This is a genomic window from Gordonia otitidis (assembly GCF_020735545.1).
Lineage (GTDB): Bacteria > Actinomycetota > Actinomycetes > Mycobacteriales > Mycobacteriaceae > Gordonia > Gordonia otitidis.
Genome location: NZ_CP085974.1, coordinates 2571098 through 2589455, shown reverse-complemented (window position 1 = coordinate 2589455; position 18358 = coordinate 2571098). Strand labels below are relative to the sequence as shown.

Annotated in this window: 20 protein-coding genes and 1 tRNA gene; 6 read left to right on the top strand and 15 right to left on the bottom strand. The window is 64.6% G+C overall.

Features of this window, described 5'->3' with window-relative positions; genetic code table 11:
- The first annotated feature begins 21 nt into the window (after positions 1-21).
- Genes LK459_RS11795 through LK459_RS11785 form a run of 3 tightly spaced genes read left to right on the top strand, consistent with a single transcriptional unit; the run spans position 22 to position 3148 of the window.
- Positions 22-1035 (top strand): alpha/beta fold hydrolase, encoded by a 1014-nt coding sequence (locus LK459_RS11795; RefSeq protein ID WP_227918487.1) that lies wholly within the window; start codon positions 22-24, stop codon positions 1033-1035.
- Positions 1036-1059: 24 nt separating this feature from the next.
- Positions 1060-1986: a metal-dependent hydrolase gene (locus tag LK459_RS11790; protein ID WP_227918485.1), complete on the top strand. Its 927-nt coding sequence runs from the start codon at positions 1060-1062 to the stop codon at positions 1984-1986.
- 22 nt (positions 1987-2008) lie between these two features.
- Entirely contained in the window at positions 2009-3148 is a 1140-nt protein-coding gene (locus tag LK459_RS11785) for a PDR/VanB family oxidoreductase (RefSeq protein ID WP_227918484.1), read from the top strand.
- On the opposite strand, the gene LK459_RS11780 is transcribed toward LK459_RS11785, so the two are convergent.
- On the bottom strand, positions 3110-4675 hold the full coding sequence (locus LK459_RS11780) for an MFS transporter (protein ID WP_227918482.1): 1566 nt from the start codon (positions 4673-4675) through the stop codon (positions 3110-3112). The genes LK459_RS11785 and LK459_RS11780 overlap by 39 nt on opposite strands.
- Before the next feature lie 88 nt (positions 4676-4763).
- Here LK459_RS11780 and LK459_RS11775 point away from each other — a divergent pair, with 88 nt between their 5' ends.
- Together LK459_RS11775 and LK459_RS11770 are read left to right on the top strand one after the other, a co-directional pair.
- Positions 4764-5342 (top strand): TetR/AcrR family transcriptional regulator, encoded by a 579-nt coding sequence (locus tag LK459_RS11775; protein ID WP_227918481.1) that lies wholly within the window; start codon positions 4764-4766, stop codon positions 5340-5342.
- A gap of 16 nt (positions 5343-5358) precedes the next feature.
- Positions 5359-6165: a MerR family transcriptional regulator gene (locus LK459_RS11770; protein WP_227918480.1), complete on the top strand. Its 807-nt coding sequence runs from the start codon at positions 5359-5361 to the stop codon at positions 6163-6165.
- On the opposite strand, the gene LK459_RS11765 is transcribed toward LK459_RS11770, so the two are convergent.
- The 4 genes from LK459_RS11765 to LK459_RS11750 form a co-directional block, all read right to left on the bottom strand.
- Positions 6130-7428, bottom strand: coding sequence for a hypothetical protein (locus LK459_RS11765; protein ID WP_227918479.1), 1299 nt, complete (start codon positions 7426-7428; stop codon positions 6130-6132). The two genes, LK459_RS11770 and LK459_RS11765, sit on opposite strands and share 36 nt — an antisense overlap.
- Before the next feature lie 134 nt (positions 7429-7562).
- Positions 7563-9008, bottom strand: a complete 1446-nt coding sequence (locus tag LK459_RS11760) for a UDP-glucose dehydrogenase family protein (RefSeq protein WP_227918478.1) — start codon at positions 9006-9008, stop codon at positions 7563-7565.
- 102 nt (positions 9009-9110) lie between these two features.
- On the bottom strand, positions 9111-9686 hold the full coding sequence (dcd, locus tag LK459_RS11755; protein ID WP_227918477.1) for a dCTP deaminase: 576 nt from the start codon (positions 9684-9686) through the stop codon (positions 9111-9113).
- A gap of 49 nt (positions 9687-9735) precedes the next feature.
- Entirely contained in the window at positions 9736-10506 is a 771-nt protein-coding gene (locus tag LK459_RS11750; RefSeq protein WP_227918476.1) for an SDR family NAD(P)-dependent oxidoreductase, read from the bottom strand.
- 137 nt (positions 10507-10643) lie between these two features.
- Here LK459_RS11750 and LK459_RS11745 point away from each other — a divergent pair.
- Positions 10644-10714: transfer RNA gene (locus LK459_RS11745), tRNA-Gly, on the top strand.
- Between the two features lie 120 nt (positions 10715-10834).
- Here LK459_RS11745 and LK459_RS11740 read toward each other — a convergent pair.
- From LK459_RS11740 to LK459_RS11695, 10 genes are all read right to left on the bottom strand, one after another.
- Complete coding sequence (locus tag LK459_RS11740) at positions 10835-11200, bottom strand: hypothetical protein (protein WP_227918471.1); 366 nt, start codon at positions 11198-11200, stop codon at positions 10835-10837.
- Between the two features lie 13 nt (positions 11201-11213).
- On the bottom strand, positions 11214-12221 hold the full coding sequence (locus LK459_RS11735) for a glycine-rich domain-containing protein (protein ID WP_227918470.1): 1008 nt from the start codon (positions 12219-12221) through the stop codon (positions 11214-11216).
- A gap of 64 nt (positions 12222-12285) precedes the next feature.
- Positions 12286-12621 carry a DUF7572 family protein gene (locus LK459_RS11730; RefSeq protein ID WP_227918468.1) on the bottom strand — a complete coding sequence of 112 codons (336 nt, stop codon included), beginning with the start codon at positions 12619-12621 and terminating at the stop codon, positions 12286-12288.
- Between the two features lie 4 nt (positions 12622-12625).
- Entirely contained in the window at positions 12626-14797 is a 2172-nt protein-coding gene (locus LK459_RS11725) for a glycine-rich domain-containing protein (RefSeq protein ID WP_227924024.1), read from the bottom strand.
- Positions 14794-15582, bottom strand: a complete 789-nt coding sequence (locus LK459_RS11720; RefSeq protein ID WP_227918466.1) for a PE-PPE domain-containing protein — start codon at positions 15580-15582, stop codon at positions 14794-14796. Before LK459_RS11720 ends, LK459_RS11725 begins: the two co-directional genes overlap by 4 nt.
- Positions 15570-16070 carry a hypothetical protein gene (locus LK459_RS11715; RefSeq protein ID WP_227918464.1) on the bottom strand — a complete coding sequence of 167 codons (501 nt, stop codon included), beginning with the start codon at positions 16068-16070 and terminating at the stop codon, positions 15570-15572. The genes LK459_RS11720 and LK459_RS11715 overlap by 13 nt, the downstream gene beginning before the upstream one ends.
- Positions 16067-16285, bottom strand: a complete 219-nt coding sequence (locus LK459_RS11710; RefSeq protein ID WP_227918463.1) for a hypothetical protein — start codon at positions 16283-16285, stop codon at positions 16067-16069. Before LK459_RS11710 ends, LK459_RS11715 begins: the two co-directional genes overlap by 4 nt.
- Positions 16286-16350: 65 nt before the next feature.
- Positions 16351-16719, bottom strand: a complete 369-nt coding sequence (locus LK459_RS11705; protein WP_227918461.1) for a hypothetical protein — start codon at positions 16717-16719, stop codon at positions 16351-16353.
- A 1-nt stretch (position 16720) separates the two neighbouring features.
- Positions 16721-17530 (bottom strand): glycoside hydrolase family 19 protein, encoded by an 810-nt coding sequence (locus tag LK459_RS11700; RefSeq protein ID WP_227918460.1) that lies wholly within the window; start codon positions 17528-17530, stop codon positions 16721-16723.
- The gene (locus LK459_RS11695) at positions 17530-18300 is read right to left on the bottom strand and encodes a C39 family peptidase (protein WP_227918458.1); all 771 of its coding nucleotides are present in this window, start codon (positions 18298-18300) and stop codon (positions 17530-17532) included. The genes LK459_RS11700 and LK459_RS11695 overlap by 1 nt, the downstream gene beginning before the upstream one ends.
- Positions 18301-18358: the final 58 nt, after the last annotated feature.

Below are 18358 nucleotides of genomic sequence, written 5' to 3'. Positions count from 1 at the left end.
ACGGTTCCGAAGGGGTGACGTATGAGGCAGTGGGTCGAACGACGCGCAGAGGTCAACGGCGCACGGCTCGCGGTGTTCGAGTTCGACGAGCCCGGGAGCATCGAGCCCGGGAATATCGAGCCCGGGGACGTAGGGCTCAGGAGAAGCGAGCGCGGCGCCACGGTGGACGACCGCCCGACGGTCGTGTTCGTGCACGGCTGGCCCGACACGCACCACGTGTGGACCGAGGTCGCTCGACGCCTCGCCGACGATGTCCGGGTCGTGGCATATGACACGCGTGGACTCGGCAGCAGCGACAGCCCGCGCGGAGTCTCCGCGTACCGCATCGAGACGCTCGCCGACGACCTGTACGCGGTCGCAAAGGCCGTCAGCCCCGATGCCCCGGTCCACGTGGTCGCACACGACTGGGGTTCGATCCAGTCCTGGGAGGCGATGTCGCGAGACGACGCCGCCGACCACTTCGCGTCGTTCACGACGATCTCCGGTCCCTGCCTCGATCACGTAGGGGTTCTTCTCCGCGAGAACATCTCCCATCCGACGCCGCGTCGACTTCTCGACACGCTCAAGCAGTCGTTCTTCTCGACGTACATCCTCCTACTCCACCTGCCGCTGGGTCCGACGCTGATCTCCGCAACCGTCGGCGCACCGCGCGCATGGCGAAGATTCCTACACATCATGGACGGCACGCCCGCAGAGCAGATCGTGGTCGCACCGACGCTTCGACGCGACATGCGTTCGGGTGCGCGCTACTACCGCGCCAACATGATTCGGAAGGTCGGCAGGCCCAACCCGCGGCAGACCAGCGTGCCAGTCCTCGAACTCGTGAACACCCGCGACTTCGCCGTGCGGACGCACCTGCTGCGCAACACGGGCCGCTATGCACCCGACCTCACCCGCCAGGAATCGCCGACGCCCCACTGGGTTCCGACCACGAACCCCACCTACGTCGCCGACAGCGTCCGCGACTTCGTGCGTCGGATCACTTCCAGACGAGCCGGCCAACCGGCAACCGACAGTCGCGTTTCCGCCCGTTGACCCACCCTGCGAAGGAGTTACACCGTGCACGCACACGCCGAGCAGCTCGACGCCACCCCAACGCACACGCCGCATGCCAACGGGACCGATCCCGGCGAGGTCGAACTCCACGCACGCAACGTGACGTTCGACTGGTCCGACGTCCCGCTGCACTGGATTCCAGGACATCCGATCGCGTCGGACTTCATCAGCGTGCTCAATCTGCTTCTCCCCGAGGGAGAACGGTGGTTTGTCCAGACCTACAACGAGGCACTTCCCCTGGTCCGCGACGAGGAGCTCGCAGCAACCATGCGCGGCTTCATCGGACAGGAAGCCATGCACGCCGAGGCACACGACCACGTGCTGTGGGAGTTCCTCGATCACCACGGCATCGACCCGCGGCCGTACGCCCGTCAGATGGAGTGGGTGTTCCGCAAGGTCCTCGGCCCTCTCGAGAAGGGCTCAGCCGAGGCCAAACAGAAGCACCTCATCGAGCGTCTCTGGCTTATCGCGGCCATCGAGCACTACACCGCGATCCTGGGCGATTTCGCACTCAACAACACCTGGACCGAGGTCGGCGCCCACCCGACGATGGCAGATCTGTTCACCTGGCACGGTGCCGAAGAGGTCGAGCACAGGGCCGTCGCACACGACGTCGCGGTCTACTTCGGCGACAGCTATCTGCGTCGCGGGCGAGCCATGCTCATCGCGCTGCCCGCCCTGATGATCCTGCTCTTCCGCGGGTTCCGCTTCATCACCAGCCAGGACACGTCGATCCGGCACAACAACTTCTTCTACCGGCAATACCACTACATGCGCGGGGTGCGAGCAGGTGTGCTCCCGACGATTCGCAGCGTCCTGCTGGCCACGGTGAGCTATTTCCGGCCCGGGTTCCACCCCACCGAGATCGGCTCGACCGCACAGGCTGTGGCGTATCTGGCGTCGTCGCCTGCTGCACGCAACGCCTCCTGACCGAATTCCACAGGCAGACATCATGAATCAACGGGCACATCCACACACCACCGAGTTGACCTCACCACCGCCACATCTGTACGGCCGGTGGCGCCACGATCCCCTGATGACGTTCGGCACCGTGCTGTCGAAGACATGGATTCCCTTCTGGCGTCCCTTCTCGCCACTACGGGACACCGCCGAGGACAACGGCGTCACCACACTGCGCATCGTCGGCCGGGAGGTCGTCGCGCAGGACGAGAACGTGGTCGCACTGACCTTCGCAGGACTCGACGACCAGTTGCTCGAACGATGGCACGCGGGAGCACATCTCGACCTGCTGCTGCCGTCCGGCCGGATGCGCGAGTACTCGCTGTGCGGAGATCCCGCAGACCGGGCCACGTATCGAATCGCAGTCCGACGCATTCCCGACGGCGGGGGCGGCTCGGTCGAGGTACACGACACCCTGCACGTCGGTGACACTGTTCGGATCAAGGGACCCCGCAACGCATTTCCGATCGCTCTACCCGGTCATGGATCGCAGGCACGCGCGCTCAGGTTTGTCGCCGCTGGCATCGGGATCACACCGATCCTGCCGATGTTGGCGGCAGCCGAGCGCCTCGGACTCGACTGGTCGATGATCTACACCGGACGGAGCATGGACTCGATCCCGTTCCGCGACGAGGTCGCGCGTTACGGACCCAAGATCACGATCCGCACCGACGACGAGCACGGTCTGCCGACCATGGAAGAACTGCTGGGCACCGTCGACCCCGAAACCGGTAGAGCTCCATCAGGTCTCGCAGTCTACTGTTGCGGCCCGGTCCCGATGCTGGAGGCGCTCCGCCGTCATTTACACGACCGTCCGGACATCGAACTGCATTATGAGCGTTTCAGTCCACCACCGGTCGAGAACGGTCGCCCGTTCACGGTGACCATCGACTCCACGGGGCAGCAGATCGACGTCGCGGCCGACGAGACACTGCTGTCCGCGCTACGCAAGGAGATTCCGACGGTGCCGTATTCATGCCGTCAGGGTTTCTGCGGGACATGCAAGATCAGGACGTTGTCCGGTGCGATCGACCACCGGGACAACATCCTGACCGAGCCGGAGCGTAACGCGGGCTCCATCCTCACCTGCGTCTCACGAGCGGGCGGAGATCACCTCACCCTCGACCTCTGACGCCTGCTCGGACTCGGGTTCGGTTGTGCGTGAACCGCTCACGCCGCGCAGGAGGACAGCTGCCGCCACGGCTGCCACCGCCGTCACCACGACGGCGACCCACACGGCGCTGTGCAGACCCTCGACGAACACCTCTTGCACGGCAACAGTCATGCGCTCCGACATCGAGGTAGGCGCACGCGATGCCACCTCGGCCCCGCCCATCACCGACTGCTCGGCAATCTCGGCGAGGTGAGCTGGAAGGCCAAGCCCACCAATCCGTTCCGAGACCGACGACGCGTACACAGACGTCAGCACCGAACCGAGCACTGCCACACCGAGGGTGCCGCCGATCTCGCGCGTGGTGTCGTTGACCGCGCTGCCGGCGCCGGCTTGCTCCGGTCGAAGCGAATCCATGATCACTTGCGTACACGGCCCGGAAATCGCGGCGAGCCCAGCAGCCATCAGTGCCATCGACCAGATGATGAGCTCCCAGTAGCCCGACACCCGTGACGAGATCTCCACGAGTGCAAAGCCGGCCGACATCAGAACGGCCCCGGTCGTGACGACCCACCGGGGGCCGACCCTGTGCGCGAACGCCATCGCGATCGGCGAACATACCGCCGTCACGAGCGCGAAAGGCAATGTGCGCACACCTGCTTCGAAAGGTCCGTAGCCCTTGACCGCCTGGAAGAACTGGGTGATGAGGAAGATGAATCCGAAGAGCGAGAAGAACGCTACGGCGACCATCCCGGCTGCGGTCGCGAATCGGCGATTGGCGAACAATCGGACATCGAGAATCGGATGTGTCACCGTGAGTTCGCGCCACACGAATAGACCGATCACCGCGACCGCGATGACGAGGCCGGCAATGGTCCGCGGATCGGCCCAGCCGACGTGCGGACCCTCGATGACCGAGTAGGTCAGCAGGCCGAGTCCGAGCACTGACAGGACGAGGCCGAGGACGTCGAACCGCGCGACCGACTCCGGCCGCGTGCCCGGCACGACCGCGAGCACCGCGAGCGCGGTCACAGCAGCGATGGGCAGGTTGACCCAGAACACCGACGCCCATGAGAAATGCTCGAGCAACCATCCACCGAGTACCGGCCCGATTGCGACCGCGACGCCCGACGTCGCACCCCACACGCCGACCGCGGTCGCGCGTTCGGCGCCGACGGGGAAGATCGCGATGATCAGCGCGAGCGTCGCAGGGAAGACAAGCGCTGCGAACACACCGAGTCCCCCACGCGCGACGATCAGTTCGCTCAGCGTGTTCGACGACGCGGCCAACGCCGACACCGCGGCGAAACCGGCGATACCGGTGACCAGCATCCGACGATGACCGAAGCGGTCGCCGAGGTACCCGCCGGTGAGGAGCAGACCGGCGAACACCAGCGTGTAGGCGTCGACGATCCACTGCAGGCCCGAAATTCCTGCCCCCAGATCGCGCGCCATGGTCGGCAACGCGACATTGACGATCGTGTTGTCGATCATCACCAACAGTTCGGCCAAACACAGCGCACCGAGCGCCAACCATCGTGAACGCATCTGACTCACCTCCGATAATGGATTGCCGTTCCACTGTTGTAGAACAGCGTTCTTATCTAGAAGAACACTGTTCTAGTAGGCTGTCAACATGGCCTCTTCCCGAAGTCCGCGTCGTACTCCGGCTACCGAAGTGCGCGCCAACCTCATCGCCTCGGGGCGTCGAATCCTTGAACGTGACGGCGTTGCCGGACTCACCGTCCGTTCCGTTGCGACCGAGGCCGGAGTCGCACCGATGGGTGTGTACAACCACTTCGACGGCAAGGAGGGTCTACTCGACGCCCTGGTGAGCGATGCATTTGCCGAATTCACCCGCATGATCGACGTGACGGACGACGACGCGCGCGACCGACTGGCGCACAGCGGACGGGCGTATCGGGAGTTCGCGCTGAGGTACCCGATCGTGTATTCGCTGATGTTCGGCTCCGACCACCACCCCGACTCCGACATCGCCGACCACGCCTTCGAAGTCCTCACCGACCACATCCGCTACGGGCAGAACGCGGGACTACTCACGAGGGCCGAGCCCCACGAGGTGACGATGCAGGTCTGGAGCTGCGTTCACGGTGCGGTGTCGTTGGAGTTGGCCGGCACGCATCCGCCGACGATCGATCCGGGCACCAACTACGAGCACGTCTTGGCGATGGTGCTCCGCGGGCTGTCGACGTGATGCGAGAATGGGCGCGATGAGCAGCGACGACAAGGGCACGACCGAGTATCGGATCGACGACCTGGCGAGGGCGGCCGGAACCACCACGCGCAACGTCCGCGGATACCAGGACCGCGGGCTGTTGCCGAGGCCGTTGCGCCGTGGACGTATCGCCATCTACACCGACTTACATCTCGATCGGCTGAAGGTGATCAACGATCTGCTCCGCCGCGGATTCACCATCCGACACATCGGCGAATTCCTCAGCGGAATTCAACGCGGCGACGACCTCGCGGACGTCCTCGGGCTCCGTGAAGTCGTCGCAGCTCCCTGGGGAAACACGACGAAGGGGTCGGTCAGTGCGGACGAACTCCGTGAACTGCTCAACAACAGCAACCCCGCGTATCTCACACGACTCATCGACCTCGGATTGATCAGTCCGGAGGGACCGTCGGACCCTCCTACCTCATTCACCGTGCTCGACCAGGAGACCATGGACGCCTATGCTCGACTGGTCCGACGAGGCGTGACACTGAATTCGATCCTCTCGGTGCACGAGAAGCTCAGCGCTGACATGGATTCGGCAGCGGAGTCGCTCATCTCGGCGGGTCGCGGCACCATCGCCGAGGAATACAAGGACGGCTGGATTCCGCAGACCCCCGCCGAATCCGATTGGGCGCGCGACCTTCTCGTCGAGCTCAGGCGCGCCGGGTCGACGATCGCGCACAACACCCTCGACCGCGCACTCGACCGTGACATGGCACGCCAACTCGGCGACTACCTCGCCATCGCAGAGCGCGACGAGCCGTCAGGGGACGATGATCGGCGGCAGCCCTCCGGGTAGTGGAATAACTGCTCGCGGTCGGGGTTTCGGTCGCGACGTCCGCCGCGGTGCATGCTGCTCGGCGCGCTGCGATTGCTCGGTCTGCGTGGTGGGCGGTGGAGGCGGGGGTGGCGGCACGTAGGTCGCGGCCGGCGCGCGCGCCTCGTTGAGGTCGCCAAGGTCTGCGTACAGCTGCGTCGACGTCGCCGATGTCTGTGGTGCGGCAACGGTATTCGACGTCGAGGGTGTCGCTGAGCCTCCACTGAGGGCCAGCGCCGTGGCGGCGACAGCGACCCCGACGACGCCGGCGGCTGCACCCGCACCGAGTACCACCTTCTTCCGACGACCGCGTGATTCGTTCTCGGCGATCACCGAACGTTCCTGCCGCACAGGTTGTTCGGAGTGCGACGCCACACCCGGTTCGTCGGCGCCAGGGTAGGTCTGGTATCCCATCGCCAGGTCGCGGTCCGGCAGGTCGGAGTACGCCAGCGAAATCGGTTCGATCCGATCGGTCACGTCGAATTCGTTGTCGACCGATCGCACGGCTCGGGCGTCAGGAACGCTCTCGACGTACGGCTCCGACTCCACCTCGACGAGGTCGGTGGTCTCGGCCCTGTTTCCGGCCGGGTAATGCTCCCGGGAGGATTGGTCCGTCTGTGCCCCGACCGCGGGTCCCGACTCACCATCGCCGACGGGCAGAGACACCACGACATCGTCGAAAACAGCGATCGGTACGTCGACGACGGGTGCGAGTAGTTCGGGTAAACCGGGCCACACCGTGTGCGACGCGTCGAACACCATCGCGCTGACCTCACGTCGAGATGCCTGTGCGCTCGACGCCACCGCGTCGGGCACGCGCTCTGCGCATGCCAACGTCGACTGCGCGACGTCGCGGCGCGTGACACGGAACAGGCGCACGTGATTCTCGCCCATGATGAACGCGCCGTCGGACTCGGCGAGGCGGTGCCGACCCCGCTGGCTGAGGAGACGGAGCTCTGCGGTCCAGTCAGCGGATTCGGGGGGATCGACGCGGCCGGCGCGCACGAGGTGATCGGAAATGAGAGCGTCGAGCTCAGCTCCACTGGTACCCGCGACGAGCGTGTGCGCGAAGATCGCACCCGATTCGACGTCGACGAGCCACACACGAACTCCGTCGTCGGCGACGGTGATCAGCGCCAAGGAATCGACGAGGGTCGAGTGACGCCGACGGAGGTGTTCGGAGACACGGCCGATCACGGACGCGTCGAGGACCCGCCCGCGTGCGATCACGTCATCTGCGATCACGTCGTCGTCCATTGATGTTGCAATCCCGTCATCGAGAAACTCCACACGCTTTCTCGTGAGTCGGGCTCAGTCAATCCTGTGCCACGCTCTGTCGATCACTCCCCCGAGTTCCGAGAGTTCAACCTAGCACGAGGTCACCGATGCGCCACTTGTGTCGCACCTTCGAAGGACGCTGCCGATGGGCGTACAGCACCCGTGCGACGCCGCTCACCTGCCGTGTCGTTCTGCAGCAATAAGCCGTCGGCAGAGGCCGCGGTTCTGCCGCCGAGCGCTGCGTAGGACCATCCGGCCCGCGTCCACGTCAGCGGGTCCAGGCAGCGTCGACCATCGACGATCACGCGTGAGCGCACGACCGGATCGAGTTCGGCCGGCGCCATGTGCACGAACTCGGCCCACTCGGTGGCGATCGCGACAACATCGGCATCCTGCGCGGCTTCCGCCGCGGAGTCGGCGTAGGCCAGCATCGGGTACATCCGCCGGGAATTGCTGTTCGCCTTGGGATCGAACACCGTGACCGAGGCTCCCCGCAGAGCCAGTTGTCCCGCAACACTCAACGCCGGTGAGTCGCGGACGTCGTCGCTCTCCGGTTTGAAGGCGGCGCCCAGCACCGCGACGTTGGCGCCCAACAGTTCCCGCGGACACGACCCGACGATGAGATCGACCATCGCGGAGCGTCGTCGCATGTTGATGGTGTCGACCTCACGCAGGAACCGCAGCGCACCGTGCGCGCCGAGCTCTTCGGCGCGAGCCTCGAACGCGCGGATGTCCTTGGGTAGGCAGCCACCGCCGAATCCCAGGCCCGCGTTGAGAAACCGTCGCCCGATCCGCTTGTCGTGTCCGATCGCGTCGGCGAGTGTGGACACGTCGGCGCCGACGATCTCGCAGAGTTCGCTGATCGCATTGATGAACGAGATCTTCGTGGCGAGAAAGGCGTTTGCCGATACCTTGACCAATTCTGCGGTGGACCAGTCCGTTTCGATGACGGGAAGGCCCGTGTCGATGATGTCGCGGTAGACCTCGCGAAGCGTTTCGAGTGCGTGACTCGAGTCGGAGTCGGGGTCGGTGCCCATGACCAGGCGGTCGGGACGCAGCGTGTCCTCGACAGCGAATCCCTCACGCAGGAATTCGGGATTCCACACGAGTGCGACAGCAGAGTCGGGAGCGGTCAGTGTGTCGATTCGCCGTGCGAGAGCCGTCGCAGTACCGACGGGCACAGTCGATTTGCCGACGATGAGGTGATCACCGCGCAGATGCGGAACCAACGCGTCGACCGCGGCTTCGACGTACGACGTGTCGGCGGCATGTCCGCGAGCACGCTGAGGTGTTCCCACACCGATGAAGTGCACCGCACCGTGCCCCGCAGCGGCGACCGCATCGGTGGTGAACGCCAGCCTGCCTGCAGAGATGTTGCGGCGCAGGATGTCTGCGAGCCCTGGCTCGAAGAATGGAACCTCGCCTGCGGAGAGCCGACTCACTTTGGCGGGGTCGACGTCGACGCCGAGGACGTCATGTCCGAGCTCGGCCATGCACGCTGCGTGTGTCGCCCCGAGGTATCCACAACCGATCACTGTCAGCTTCATACCTGGATGACTACGTGGGTCGATCTGCCAGCTCGCTACGAGCGTGTGGCCAGCCGCAGGCGCCCATGTGAACGTCGCGGACCCTCGGTGAACAGCAGTCGTCTATCCGGCCTCGCGGATGAAGTTCAGATATGCCTTCGACGGAGTGGGACCGCGCTGACCCTGGTATTTCGACCCGACTGCCGCGCTACCGTACGGGTTCTCCGACGGGCTGCTGAGCCGGAACAGGCAGAGTTGTCCGATCTTCATGCCGGGCCACAGCGTGATGGGCAGGTTCGCCACATTCGACAGCTCGAGCGTGATGTGGCCGGAGAAACCGGGATCGATGAACCCTGCCGTCGAGTGGGTCAGTAGGCCGAGACGACCGAGCGAGGACTTCCCCTCGAGCCTGCCGGCCAGGTAGTCGGGCAGGGTGCAGATCTCCAGCGTCGAGCCGAGGACGAACTCGCCCGGGTGTAGGACGAAGGGTTCGCCGTCGGCAGGCTCGACCAGCGTGGTCAGTTCGTCCTGGCGCTGTGCGGGGTCGATGTGTGTGTATCGGGTGTTGTTGAAGACCCGGAAGAGGTTGTCGAGCCGGACGTCGACGCTCGACGGCTGCACGAGGGACGGATCGAACGGATCGATCGCCAGATTCCCGTCGGCGACCTCGGAGCGGATGTCACGATCGGAGAGCAGCACGCCTGCGAGCGTATCGGACCTGGCCGATGCGTCGAAGGTCGACGGTCGGTCAGCTCACCGTGCGTTCGGCGATGGCGAGCACCAGGCGACGTGGGGCGAACCGCGCGCCATACGCACCGATCCGATTGAGAAGACCGTCGACGACGCTGGGCTTGCCCTCGTCGAGTGCCTTGAGGGCTGTGTCGACGACCTGCTCGGTGGAGCGTCGTTGTTTCATCGCCGAGCCGTCGCCCGCGACGTCGAAGAACTCGGTGTCGGTGGCGCCCGGGCAGACCGCCAGAACCCGCACACCTGCTCGTCTACCCTCCGACCACAGCGCCTCGCTCAGGGAGAGCACGTAGGCCTTGGTCGCGGCGTACACCGCCATGCGCGGGACCGGTTGGAAAGCGGCGTTGCTGGCGATGTTGAGAATTGCTCCGCGGCCGACCTCGGCCATCCGCTGGAGATAGATGGTGGTGAAATCCGTCAGGGTGCCCACGTTGAGCTGGACCTCGTCACGGATGCGCGCAGGGTCGGCCTTCGCGAGGTAGCCGAACGTCCCGAAGCCGGCATTGTTGACCAGGACGTCGACGCGCAGGCCACGACCGTCTGCTTCGGCCACCACCTTGTCGGCTGCACCCGGAACCGACAGGTCGGCTGGGATCACCTCGGCGCGTATTCCGTGGCGCGACGAGAGTTCGTCTGCGAGCGCGACCAGCTTGTCCTCGCTGCGCGCGACGAGGACGAGGTCGGCGCCGCGGGCGGCGAGAGCGCGCGCGAACTGCTCGCCGATACCCCCACTCGCTCCGGTGATGAGCGCCGTTGAGTTGCGGTAGTCCATCAATGCCCTCCCGAGGTCGTGTCCGTGTCAGGCCCACCGACGCGGAATCACCCTCCGAGGGTAGAGACAACATCGCGACCGGTCACGTGCACCAGACCTCGGGTTTGCTAGGCTGTCGTTCGCGAGTGACCTCGCACGCCGATGTAGTTCAATGGCAGAACATCAGCTTCCCAAGCTGAATACGCGGGTTCGATTCCCGTCATCGGCTCTGGTCAGACACAGTATCTTCTAGATACTTACGTTTTCACTTACGTATAACACAACAAAAAGCGCCCCACCTTCCGTAGAAGATGGGGCGCCGTGTTTGTGTCAGTCGAGGTGTTCGAGATCAGAGGCCGCGATACCGCAAGATCGGTGTGACGTCGACGGAAAACGCTTGGCTGCCGTCGTTGACCGTGAGCGACACCGGCAGCGCTTCGGTGCGGAGCAGGGTCGATCCGTTGTGGATGCCGTAGCGGTCGATGACTGCGCCGCTTGAGACGGTGCCTGCGGGGACGGTGATGGTGCCGGTGGAGCCGGTGATCTTCGCCCAGTCGAATCCGTCTTCGGTGACTTTCGCTGCTGATCCCCAGGTGGTGTCGACGTAGACGGTGCCGACGCGGTTGGTGCCTACGTACAGTCCGATGCGATTACCCAAGGCCGCGATCGCGTTGGCGCAGGCGTTGCGGTGGGCGTCGGTGTAGGTGGAAGTCATGATGTCCTCTCGATCAGGTTTGTCGTGCTCGAATCCATGCTTGGCCGCGTGCTCCGGCCATGCCTGCGGTCTGTCCGTTGAAGATGCCTCCCGCGCCGCCGCCACCACCGCCGCCTGGTGGGTTGCCCACGGTGCGTGAGCCGCCCGACGGTGCGCTCGCGCCGCCGGTGTAGTTCTGGCCGACGAACGAGTAGGTGCCCGGTGATTCGCCAGGGTTGCCGTCGGTGCCCGATCCGCCGACACCGCCGACCACAGATGCGAGGGTGGTGGATGCGAGGGAAACGCTGGTGGCTCCGCCCTGGTTGGCAGTGTTGCCGTTGACGTTGCCCGCGCCCTTGGCCCCGGCTGCACCGCCCGCCCCCACGGTCACGGTCAATGTGATTGCCGTCCACGGAATGTCGACGCCTCGTTCGAGGGTGACTGCGGACCAGGTGCCAGCTTTGCCGCCGTTCCCCGTCCGGTTCACTCCGCCGTCACCTTCCCGGCCGCCGCCGCCACCGCCGAGAACAATGATATCGAGGTAGCGAGACGAGACGGGGATCTTGTAGGTGCCTGACGCGGTGATCGCGGTGGTGGCGGGGGCGACCGCCGACCATCCAGCGAGGGCGGTACCGTCGGCCGAGGCCGCGTCACGGGCGGTCTGCCGCGGCCTCACGGCGACGAGATCGCCGAGGCCTGCGTTGTCGCGGGCGGGCGTGGTGAGCTTTGCCGTCGCGAGGTCACCGGCCGCGCCGCTGTCGAGCCCGATCAATCCCAGTCGCGCGAGGTCTGCGGACACTGCATCGTCACGCCCGGTCTCGCGTGCACGCACGGTGGCGAACCCTTGTGCGCCAGCGTTGTCCCGGATCGGGATACGCAGCTCGAAGTCCTGGGTGGGGTCGGCGCCCATGTAGAGGCTGTCCCCCGAGGCCCCTGAGATGCGGGCAGCGAGTCGAGCACGCAGTGTGGCGAGGTCGTCTGCGGCCCCGTCGTCGCGGGCAGTGGCTTGCGGCACCACCCACCAGCCGTGCTTGGTCTCCACGCCCGCAGGATCAGGGCCGTCAACGGTCCAGCCTTGGCGCGCGGCGACCGTCGCGGTCGGGCCGTCAGGAGTCCACAAGGGTGTATCCGAGGTGCGCGAGCGCGTCAGCAAACGACGTGCCGTCAGGAAGTGTGAGCAATGGGGTCATGCCGTTCGAGGGATCGCCGTCCGCATCGAGCACGACAGCGGACTCATCAGCACGAAAAACCTCCGTGCCAGTCGGCATCTGCTCACTCTTCAACGGCAGCGTAATACCGATAACCGTCTCCAACAGTCCTGTCGCCGACCCGATAGACTTCACCGTGACGAGCAGATAGCTACCGTCCGAGCAGGCGTAGTGATTGGTGACAGGACAGAACTGCGCCAGATTAGATGCGACAAGTGTTGCCGTGTTGGTCATTTCATCATCTCCACATGATCCAGAGGATGCCCGCCGCACCCACACCGCCATTGCCCGCGCTACCTCCCGCACTGGTGTTGGTGCGGTAGCACGCGCCACCACCGCCGCCACCGCCACCGGGATATCCACCGTTTCCGCCGTCGCCGCCGTTGCCACTGGTAGCCAGCGTGTGCACGTGCCGAGCACCGCCGCCACCGCCACCCGCACCGCCTGTTTTCGTGGCGGCAGCAGGGCTGGCATTCCCGCCGTTACCGCCGTTGCCAGCATTACCGCTACTGCCCCCAAACTGCGCGACACCACCATCACCACCGACCGCCTGCTGAGTGGAGACGCCATTCTGCCCATCTGCGGCGGACGTTCCTGCGGTAGCACTGCCACCCTGCCCCCCACTACCAGGACCAGACGTCGTGGCCTGGTACCCGAGCAGAGTGGCGATCTGTTTCCCTGTGTCACAGTTGACGCTCATCCACGAACCAAACGATGTCGTGCCGCCATTACGAATAGCGGTGGCCGACGCATCACCACCAACACCGCCGTTACCAGCCCCACCCGCGCCGACCGTGTAGCTGACCGTCCCACCTGCTGCGGGAAGAACATTGAGGTCGATCTGCGTTGCCAGGTAGGAGCCGCCATAACCTCCAGCGCCCCCCTGCACAAACGTTCCCGACGCCTGCTGGTAGGCGTAGGACCCCTTGTTCCCACCGCCGCCGCCACCGATACCGATGACGATGAGCTCTTTCAGATTCGCTGGCACCGTCCACGACCCCGACGATGTTTTCGTCTCCACCGTGTAGCCGCCCTCCGCGAACGACTTAACCTGAGCCAGCGTGTCATACACATCTGTGTCCGCGCCCGCTGTTGACCCACCGGACCAGCCCTGCACGATGCCAGCCTTCGTGCCGTCCGCCTGGTCCTTGAGACCAGACATCTCATCCAGGACTTCCTGGATACGGTCAGCGACCACACCACCAGCAACCGGCACCTTGCGGATCGCCGACAGAATTGCGTTCGCGAGGTTGAGAATGAAGTTCTGCACCGACCCGACCATCGTGGTCGTCGCCTTCTCCGCTAACGACCCGACGAGTCCCGTGATCTGGTTCTGCCCCAACCCAATCGCGCTCACAAGGTTCGGCAACGGCGACGACACCGTGCCACCCGTCAGCAACGTCTTCACCTGATTGGCGAACGTCACCGCATCGTTGATCGCGTCCTGCACACTCGACCGCGCCTGTCCGGTTAGCTTCTCAATGAACTCCTTGAGCTTCGCCAGCGCGTCGCCGATGTCGTCGCCGAGGTCGCCGAGCGCATCAACCAAACCACCAATCCACTGCTGCGGCAGAGACGTAGCCGTCTTCCGCAGCGTGACGTCATCCCACCACACGGTGCCCGACGTGCCCGCAGCCTCGACCGTGATCCGCACCCGCACACCCGTCACATCCGCTGGCACCGTCCACGACTGCGACACCACCGTCCCCGACATGTCAGTGCCCGACCCGACACCACCGATCACGACCTCTGGCTGCGACGTGTCACCGATGACCGGCATCACCACCAGCTGCGCGACCTGACCGGACCCGACCGCCGACTGCCGACGCGCCTTACCCGCCACCGCCAACACCTGACCCGCAGACACCGGCACCAACTCAGACGTCAGTACCTTCCGCGCCCCAGACAGCATCGCGCGCGCTGACCCGCCGCCAACCGCCGCGTCCCACGTCCAGTCACCGCCGCCATCCATCGTGTCCTCGGATGCGAAATCACCAAAGCCTGAGAGCATGTTCGGGCCAGGCTGATTCGTCAACTGCGCCAACGACAGCTGCGGGATACGAGCCATATCGATCAGGCCCGTCAGGCCACCACGCAACGCCGACACGATCGTCTGGATCGTGCCCAACGCCGAATCGGTGCCCGTGTAGGAGCCCTCGAACGCGGCCTTGAGGTCGGCGAAATTGGCGCCGATACTCCCGAAGAAGCCCTCAACCCCATCGATAATCTGCGGCACAGTCGGCCACGTCGACTCCGGCAACCCAGTGATCGTCGACAAAAGCTTGCGGATAGGCCCGAAGAGAAGTTGATCACCGAGCGCAATGAGATCCACGTCCATGTCCCAGCCGCCGACCGGCTGGCCTTGCGTTTTCTGGTACGCGGAAAGGGGTAGCCCGTCTGGTGAAGTCATCCCACACTCCTGATTCGCTTGGCGGCGTTCTGTAGCCACGTGTCGCCTGCGGTGGGTCGCTGCCACGAGTACACGGTGTGTTGACACAGCGACCCCGAAAACTTGAGGGTCCGCGGGTCGACACCGAGGTAGCCGCACACGTCATCCACCGCCCGACCGAACCTGCGGATCGTGCCGATCGCATCAAGCGGATTGGTGCGGATCTGCTGCCAGCGGTTGTTCCGCACCCGATCAAGCAGGTCCAACCCCCACGCGGCAGGATCACAGAGACTCATCATGGCGGTCTGGTCCCCGATGGTGCGGATCGGCGAATCCGCTGGGCAACAACAGATCACGTCGCGCGGATTGCTCACCCACAGGACCGGGCCGAACGTCTTCATCGGACGCAACCCCGCCACACCGAACAGCCCGTTCGTCAACGGTGCGTGCGGGTCGGCCACCAGGACCGCGCCCTTTACCTCCGGGTAGCTTCCCCAGCAGTCAGCCAGCCACCGATGCACCAACGCCGCACCACCCGAATAGCCGGCCACAATGATGCGTGGCGACGGATCAACCGCAAGATGCCGCTCGATAACATCGGTGAGCATTCGCTGGCCAGCAGCTAGCGCACGCTCGAACGACTGCCCATCCCAACGCTTCCCAGGATTGACGAACCCATACTCTGCCGACCACCCGAGCTCGACATGCTCCCACGACGGCAGATTCGCCACAAGCTGCGACAGCATGTTGCTGCCCATCTTCTCGCCAATACCGCGGGCGGTGATAAGGACAGTCAACGCCCGCACTCCGGATCAGGATAGGGCTTGCGTTCCTTGTCGAGTCGCGACTTCTCTGCCTGCAACCGCTCATACTCGTCCGACAATGCACGCGCCTGCGTGTTGTAGTCCGATACCACCTTCCGCACAGCCGGGAAATCTCCCACAACCGCACCAAGATCAACGAACGTCTGATCCAGCAACTTTCGCCGGTCAGACGAAATATCCGTCGCCCTGTCTGTAATGCGCCGCTGCTCGGCGGTCACACTAGTGTTATAGGTGATTGCCTCACGGAACTCGCGGTCACATTCCGCTGCCTTCTGGTCCGACACCGACACCTGGATCACGGTGAACAACACCACGATCGACAGCGCGATCGCCGCGAGGGTGAAGTTCCGCGACGTCGACGGAATGAACAGCAGGATGATGCGACGCCCACGAATCCGCAAGTACCCGAGCTCAGCGATGAACCCGAGGAGGAACGAAAGAGCCGCCGTAAGAACGTAATTCCAGATCATTCGTCGTCCTTGTCGTGTTTGTCGCCGTCACGCTGAGACGCGGCGACGATGCCGAGTAACGTGGACAGGATCGCCATAAAGGCAAGACCGATGGTCTGCGGAGGGTCGTACGTCCGAACGAAAGCGTCGAGGATCAACGAACCCGCCCATAAGCTCCCCACGATGACGATCAGCGCCACGAGGATTCGTGGCACCTTCTTGTCGTTCTTCGCCACTCAAACACCTTTCAGCAACGCCCACCGGGCGAAATGAATGCCCCACCATCGGGAACCCTCCCCGCTCACACGACCGAGGAGTTAAGCGCCTTCGGCGTGACCTGCGGACGGGTGAACACGAAACCGAGGGTCACGGTGGCGACGGCCAGCACGGCGCCCTGTTGCGCCTCGGTCAGGTGTAGGCCGAATGCGACCACGAGCGGCACCGCGGTCTGGACCACCGCGACCAGTGCGGGATACACGCTCTCGCGCACCGTGATCACCACGATCAAGCCGAGGACCGCGTTTACCGCGGCCAGAATGATGCCCTGTGTGTCGGTCGAGATACCGATCCCGAAGGTCGTCAGCAGCACCAGGGCCGCCGAGATCAGTGACGTCCACGCGGCCGGCTCGCGGCCGAAGACGAGGCGGGGAGTGGGGGTTGATGTGGTCATATCACTTGCCTTCCAGTTCGGTGATGCGCTTTTCGAGCGCGATGATTCGGTCCCGGGCGTCGGCCAGTGAGTCGACGATGGTGAAGTTCTGACCCTTGTCGTTCTGCCCGAGCTGCTTCCACCCCGGATACTGGCCGGAATCCCGACCGCCCGTGAGTTGCTGACGAATGTCCTTCACATCCGAGATCAGCGGCCCCACATACGCTTTAATGAAGCCGATGATGTCGTCTTTGGCTGCCATGTCGATCTCCTCTGGTTGGGTTGGCAGGAGTGCTTGACCGAGTGTCAGGCACAAATTCCAGCGGTTCGTGCGGTCCTGTAGGCCGTTGGTGCCGCCATTCACAGCGACGGTTGCGCCGTAGATGTCGCCGCGGTCGGCGTAGCTGTTCATGTTCCGGGCGACGGTCCAGTACCAGACGGCCCCGAGGAAGCCGTAGCGGATGGTGCCGAGCTCGCGCGGGCTGTCTACGAAGTACGTCGGCGTCGGCACATACCCTTTTGAATGCGCCCACTGCGACAACGTGCGATAGTTCGCGCGGCCTGTGATCTGGATAGGTCCGCGGCCTTTGAACCGCACACCATCGCCGGATTGGTTGTTCCCGAGGTCGCTGCGCCACTCGTACGCCGCCCCCGACGCGATCTCCTCGTAGTAGCGCAGGCCCACCGACTCGTGGCCGATCTGCGCGCAGAACATCGCGGCGCGGTTCACGGTGATGCAGCCCGACCGAATCAGCGCCTCATTGAATGCGGCGCACTCCTCGTCACTGATGACAGAGTTGCCCATCGCCGTTATGAGTGTTGCGCGATCCATCACCGCACCGCCGCAACATGATCGCGGAAGTCAGCCAAACCATCGACGAGCGTCCTGTTCGCTCCCGTCGCGGTCTGCCCGAGTTGACGCCAGCCGCGATACTGACCAGCATCACGCGACCCCTGCCCGCAGAACTGCTCACGCACATCCTTGACGTCGGAGATGACGGGACCGACGAACGCCTTGATGAAGTCGATGACCGCAGGAGCATCCACCTCATCGGCAGGCACCGCCGTTGCCGACGTGTAGCCCTTGCCCGCGACGACCGTTGCCATTTGGTCCGCGCTCGCCCAGTACAGGTAGTCACGGAAACCGGAATCGGCTACCAGCACTTCGCGGCGGGCCTCGTTGTATCCCATGATCGCGAGATAGTGATAGACCGGAAAACCGCTAAACGACAGGAACTCGCCGCGCGTCGGCTTCGGCGGATTCGACTGCGGCGCGATGATGTTCGCCCCAACCCCGTACCCGCCGTCGATCGACCACTTGACGTCCGACCACCACAGGTCTTTCGCCTGACGTGACGCCGGGTCGGCAATCTCACGCACGATGAACTTGGCGTCAGGGAGCTTGTCGTTGAGGACCGCGGTGAGCTGGCGGATCGAGTTCGTTCCATCGACCGTCGTGCCTAGTGAGCGCGCGAGGTCGCTCTCGCTGAGCAGAATGCCGCGCGCCGACAGGATCATCTGTGTCGTCGCGGGGCCGCACCAGTAGTAGGTGTCCTGCTTGATGATCCCGAAGTTCACGGGAAGTGTGATGTCGCCTTGCATCGATCCTCCTACTTTTGGGTGCCAATCCCACAGTGCGAACCCGACAAATCAACCGACG

Bases quoted from the DNA above. Each gene is read 5' to 3' on its own strand.
- LK459_RS11705 (WP_227918461.1), bottom strand. From the start codon at position 16,719: ATGACCACATCAACCCCCACTCCCCGCCTCGTCTTCGGCCGCGAGCCG.
- LK459_RS11785 (WP_227918484.1), top strand. From the start codon at position 2,009: ATGAATCAACGGGCACATCCACACACCACCGAGTTGACCTCACCACCG.
- LK459_RS11750 (WP_227918476.1), bottom strand. From the start codon at position 10,506: ATGGACTACCGCAACTCAACGGCGCTCATCACCGGAGCGAGTGGGGGT.
- LK459_RS11725 (WP_227924024.1), bottom strand. From the start codon at position 14,797: ATGACTTCACCAGACGGGCTACCCCTTTCCGCGTACCAGAAAACGCAA.
- LK459_RS11760 (WP_227918478.1), bottom strand. From the start codon at position 9,008: ATGAAGCTGACAGTGATCGGTTGTGGATACCTCGGGGCGACACACGCA.
- LK459_RS11740 (WP_227918471.1), bottom strand. From the start codon at position 11,200: ATGACTTCCACCTACACCGACGCCCACCGCAACGCCTGCGCCAACGCG.
- LK459_RS11775 (WP_227918481.1), top strand. From the start codon at position 4,764: ATGGCCTCTTCCCGAAGTCCGCGTCGTACTCCGGCTACCGAAGTGCGC.
- LK459_RS11795 (WP_227918487.1), top strand. From the start codon at position 22: ATGAGGCAGTGGGTCGAACGACGCGCAGAGGTCAACGGCGCACGGCTC.
- LK459_RS11695 (WP_227918458.1), bottom strand. From the start codon at position 18,300: ATGCAAGGCGACATCACACTTCCCGTGAACTTCGGGATCATCAAGCAG.
- LK459_RS11700 (WP_227918460.1), bottom strand. From the start codon at position 17,530: ATGGATCGCGCAACACTCATAACGGCGATGGGCAACTCTGTCATCAGT.
- LK459_RS11730 (WP_227918468.1), bottom strand. From the start codon at position 12,621: ATGACCAACACGGCAACACTTGTCGCATCTAATCTGGCGCAGTTCTGT.
- LK459_RS11780 (WP_227918482.1), bottom strand. From the start codon at position 4,675: ATGCGTTCACGATGGTTGGCGCTCGGTGCGCTGTGTTTGGCCGAACTG.
- LK459_RS11770 (WP_227918480.1), top strand. From the start codon at position 5,359: ATGAGCAGCGACGACAAGGGCACGACCGAGTATCGGATCGACGACCTG.
- LK459_RS11715 (WP_227918464.1), bottom strand. From the start codon at position 16,070: ATGATCTGGAATTACGTTCTTACGGCGGCTCTTTCGTTCCTCCTCGGG.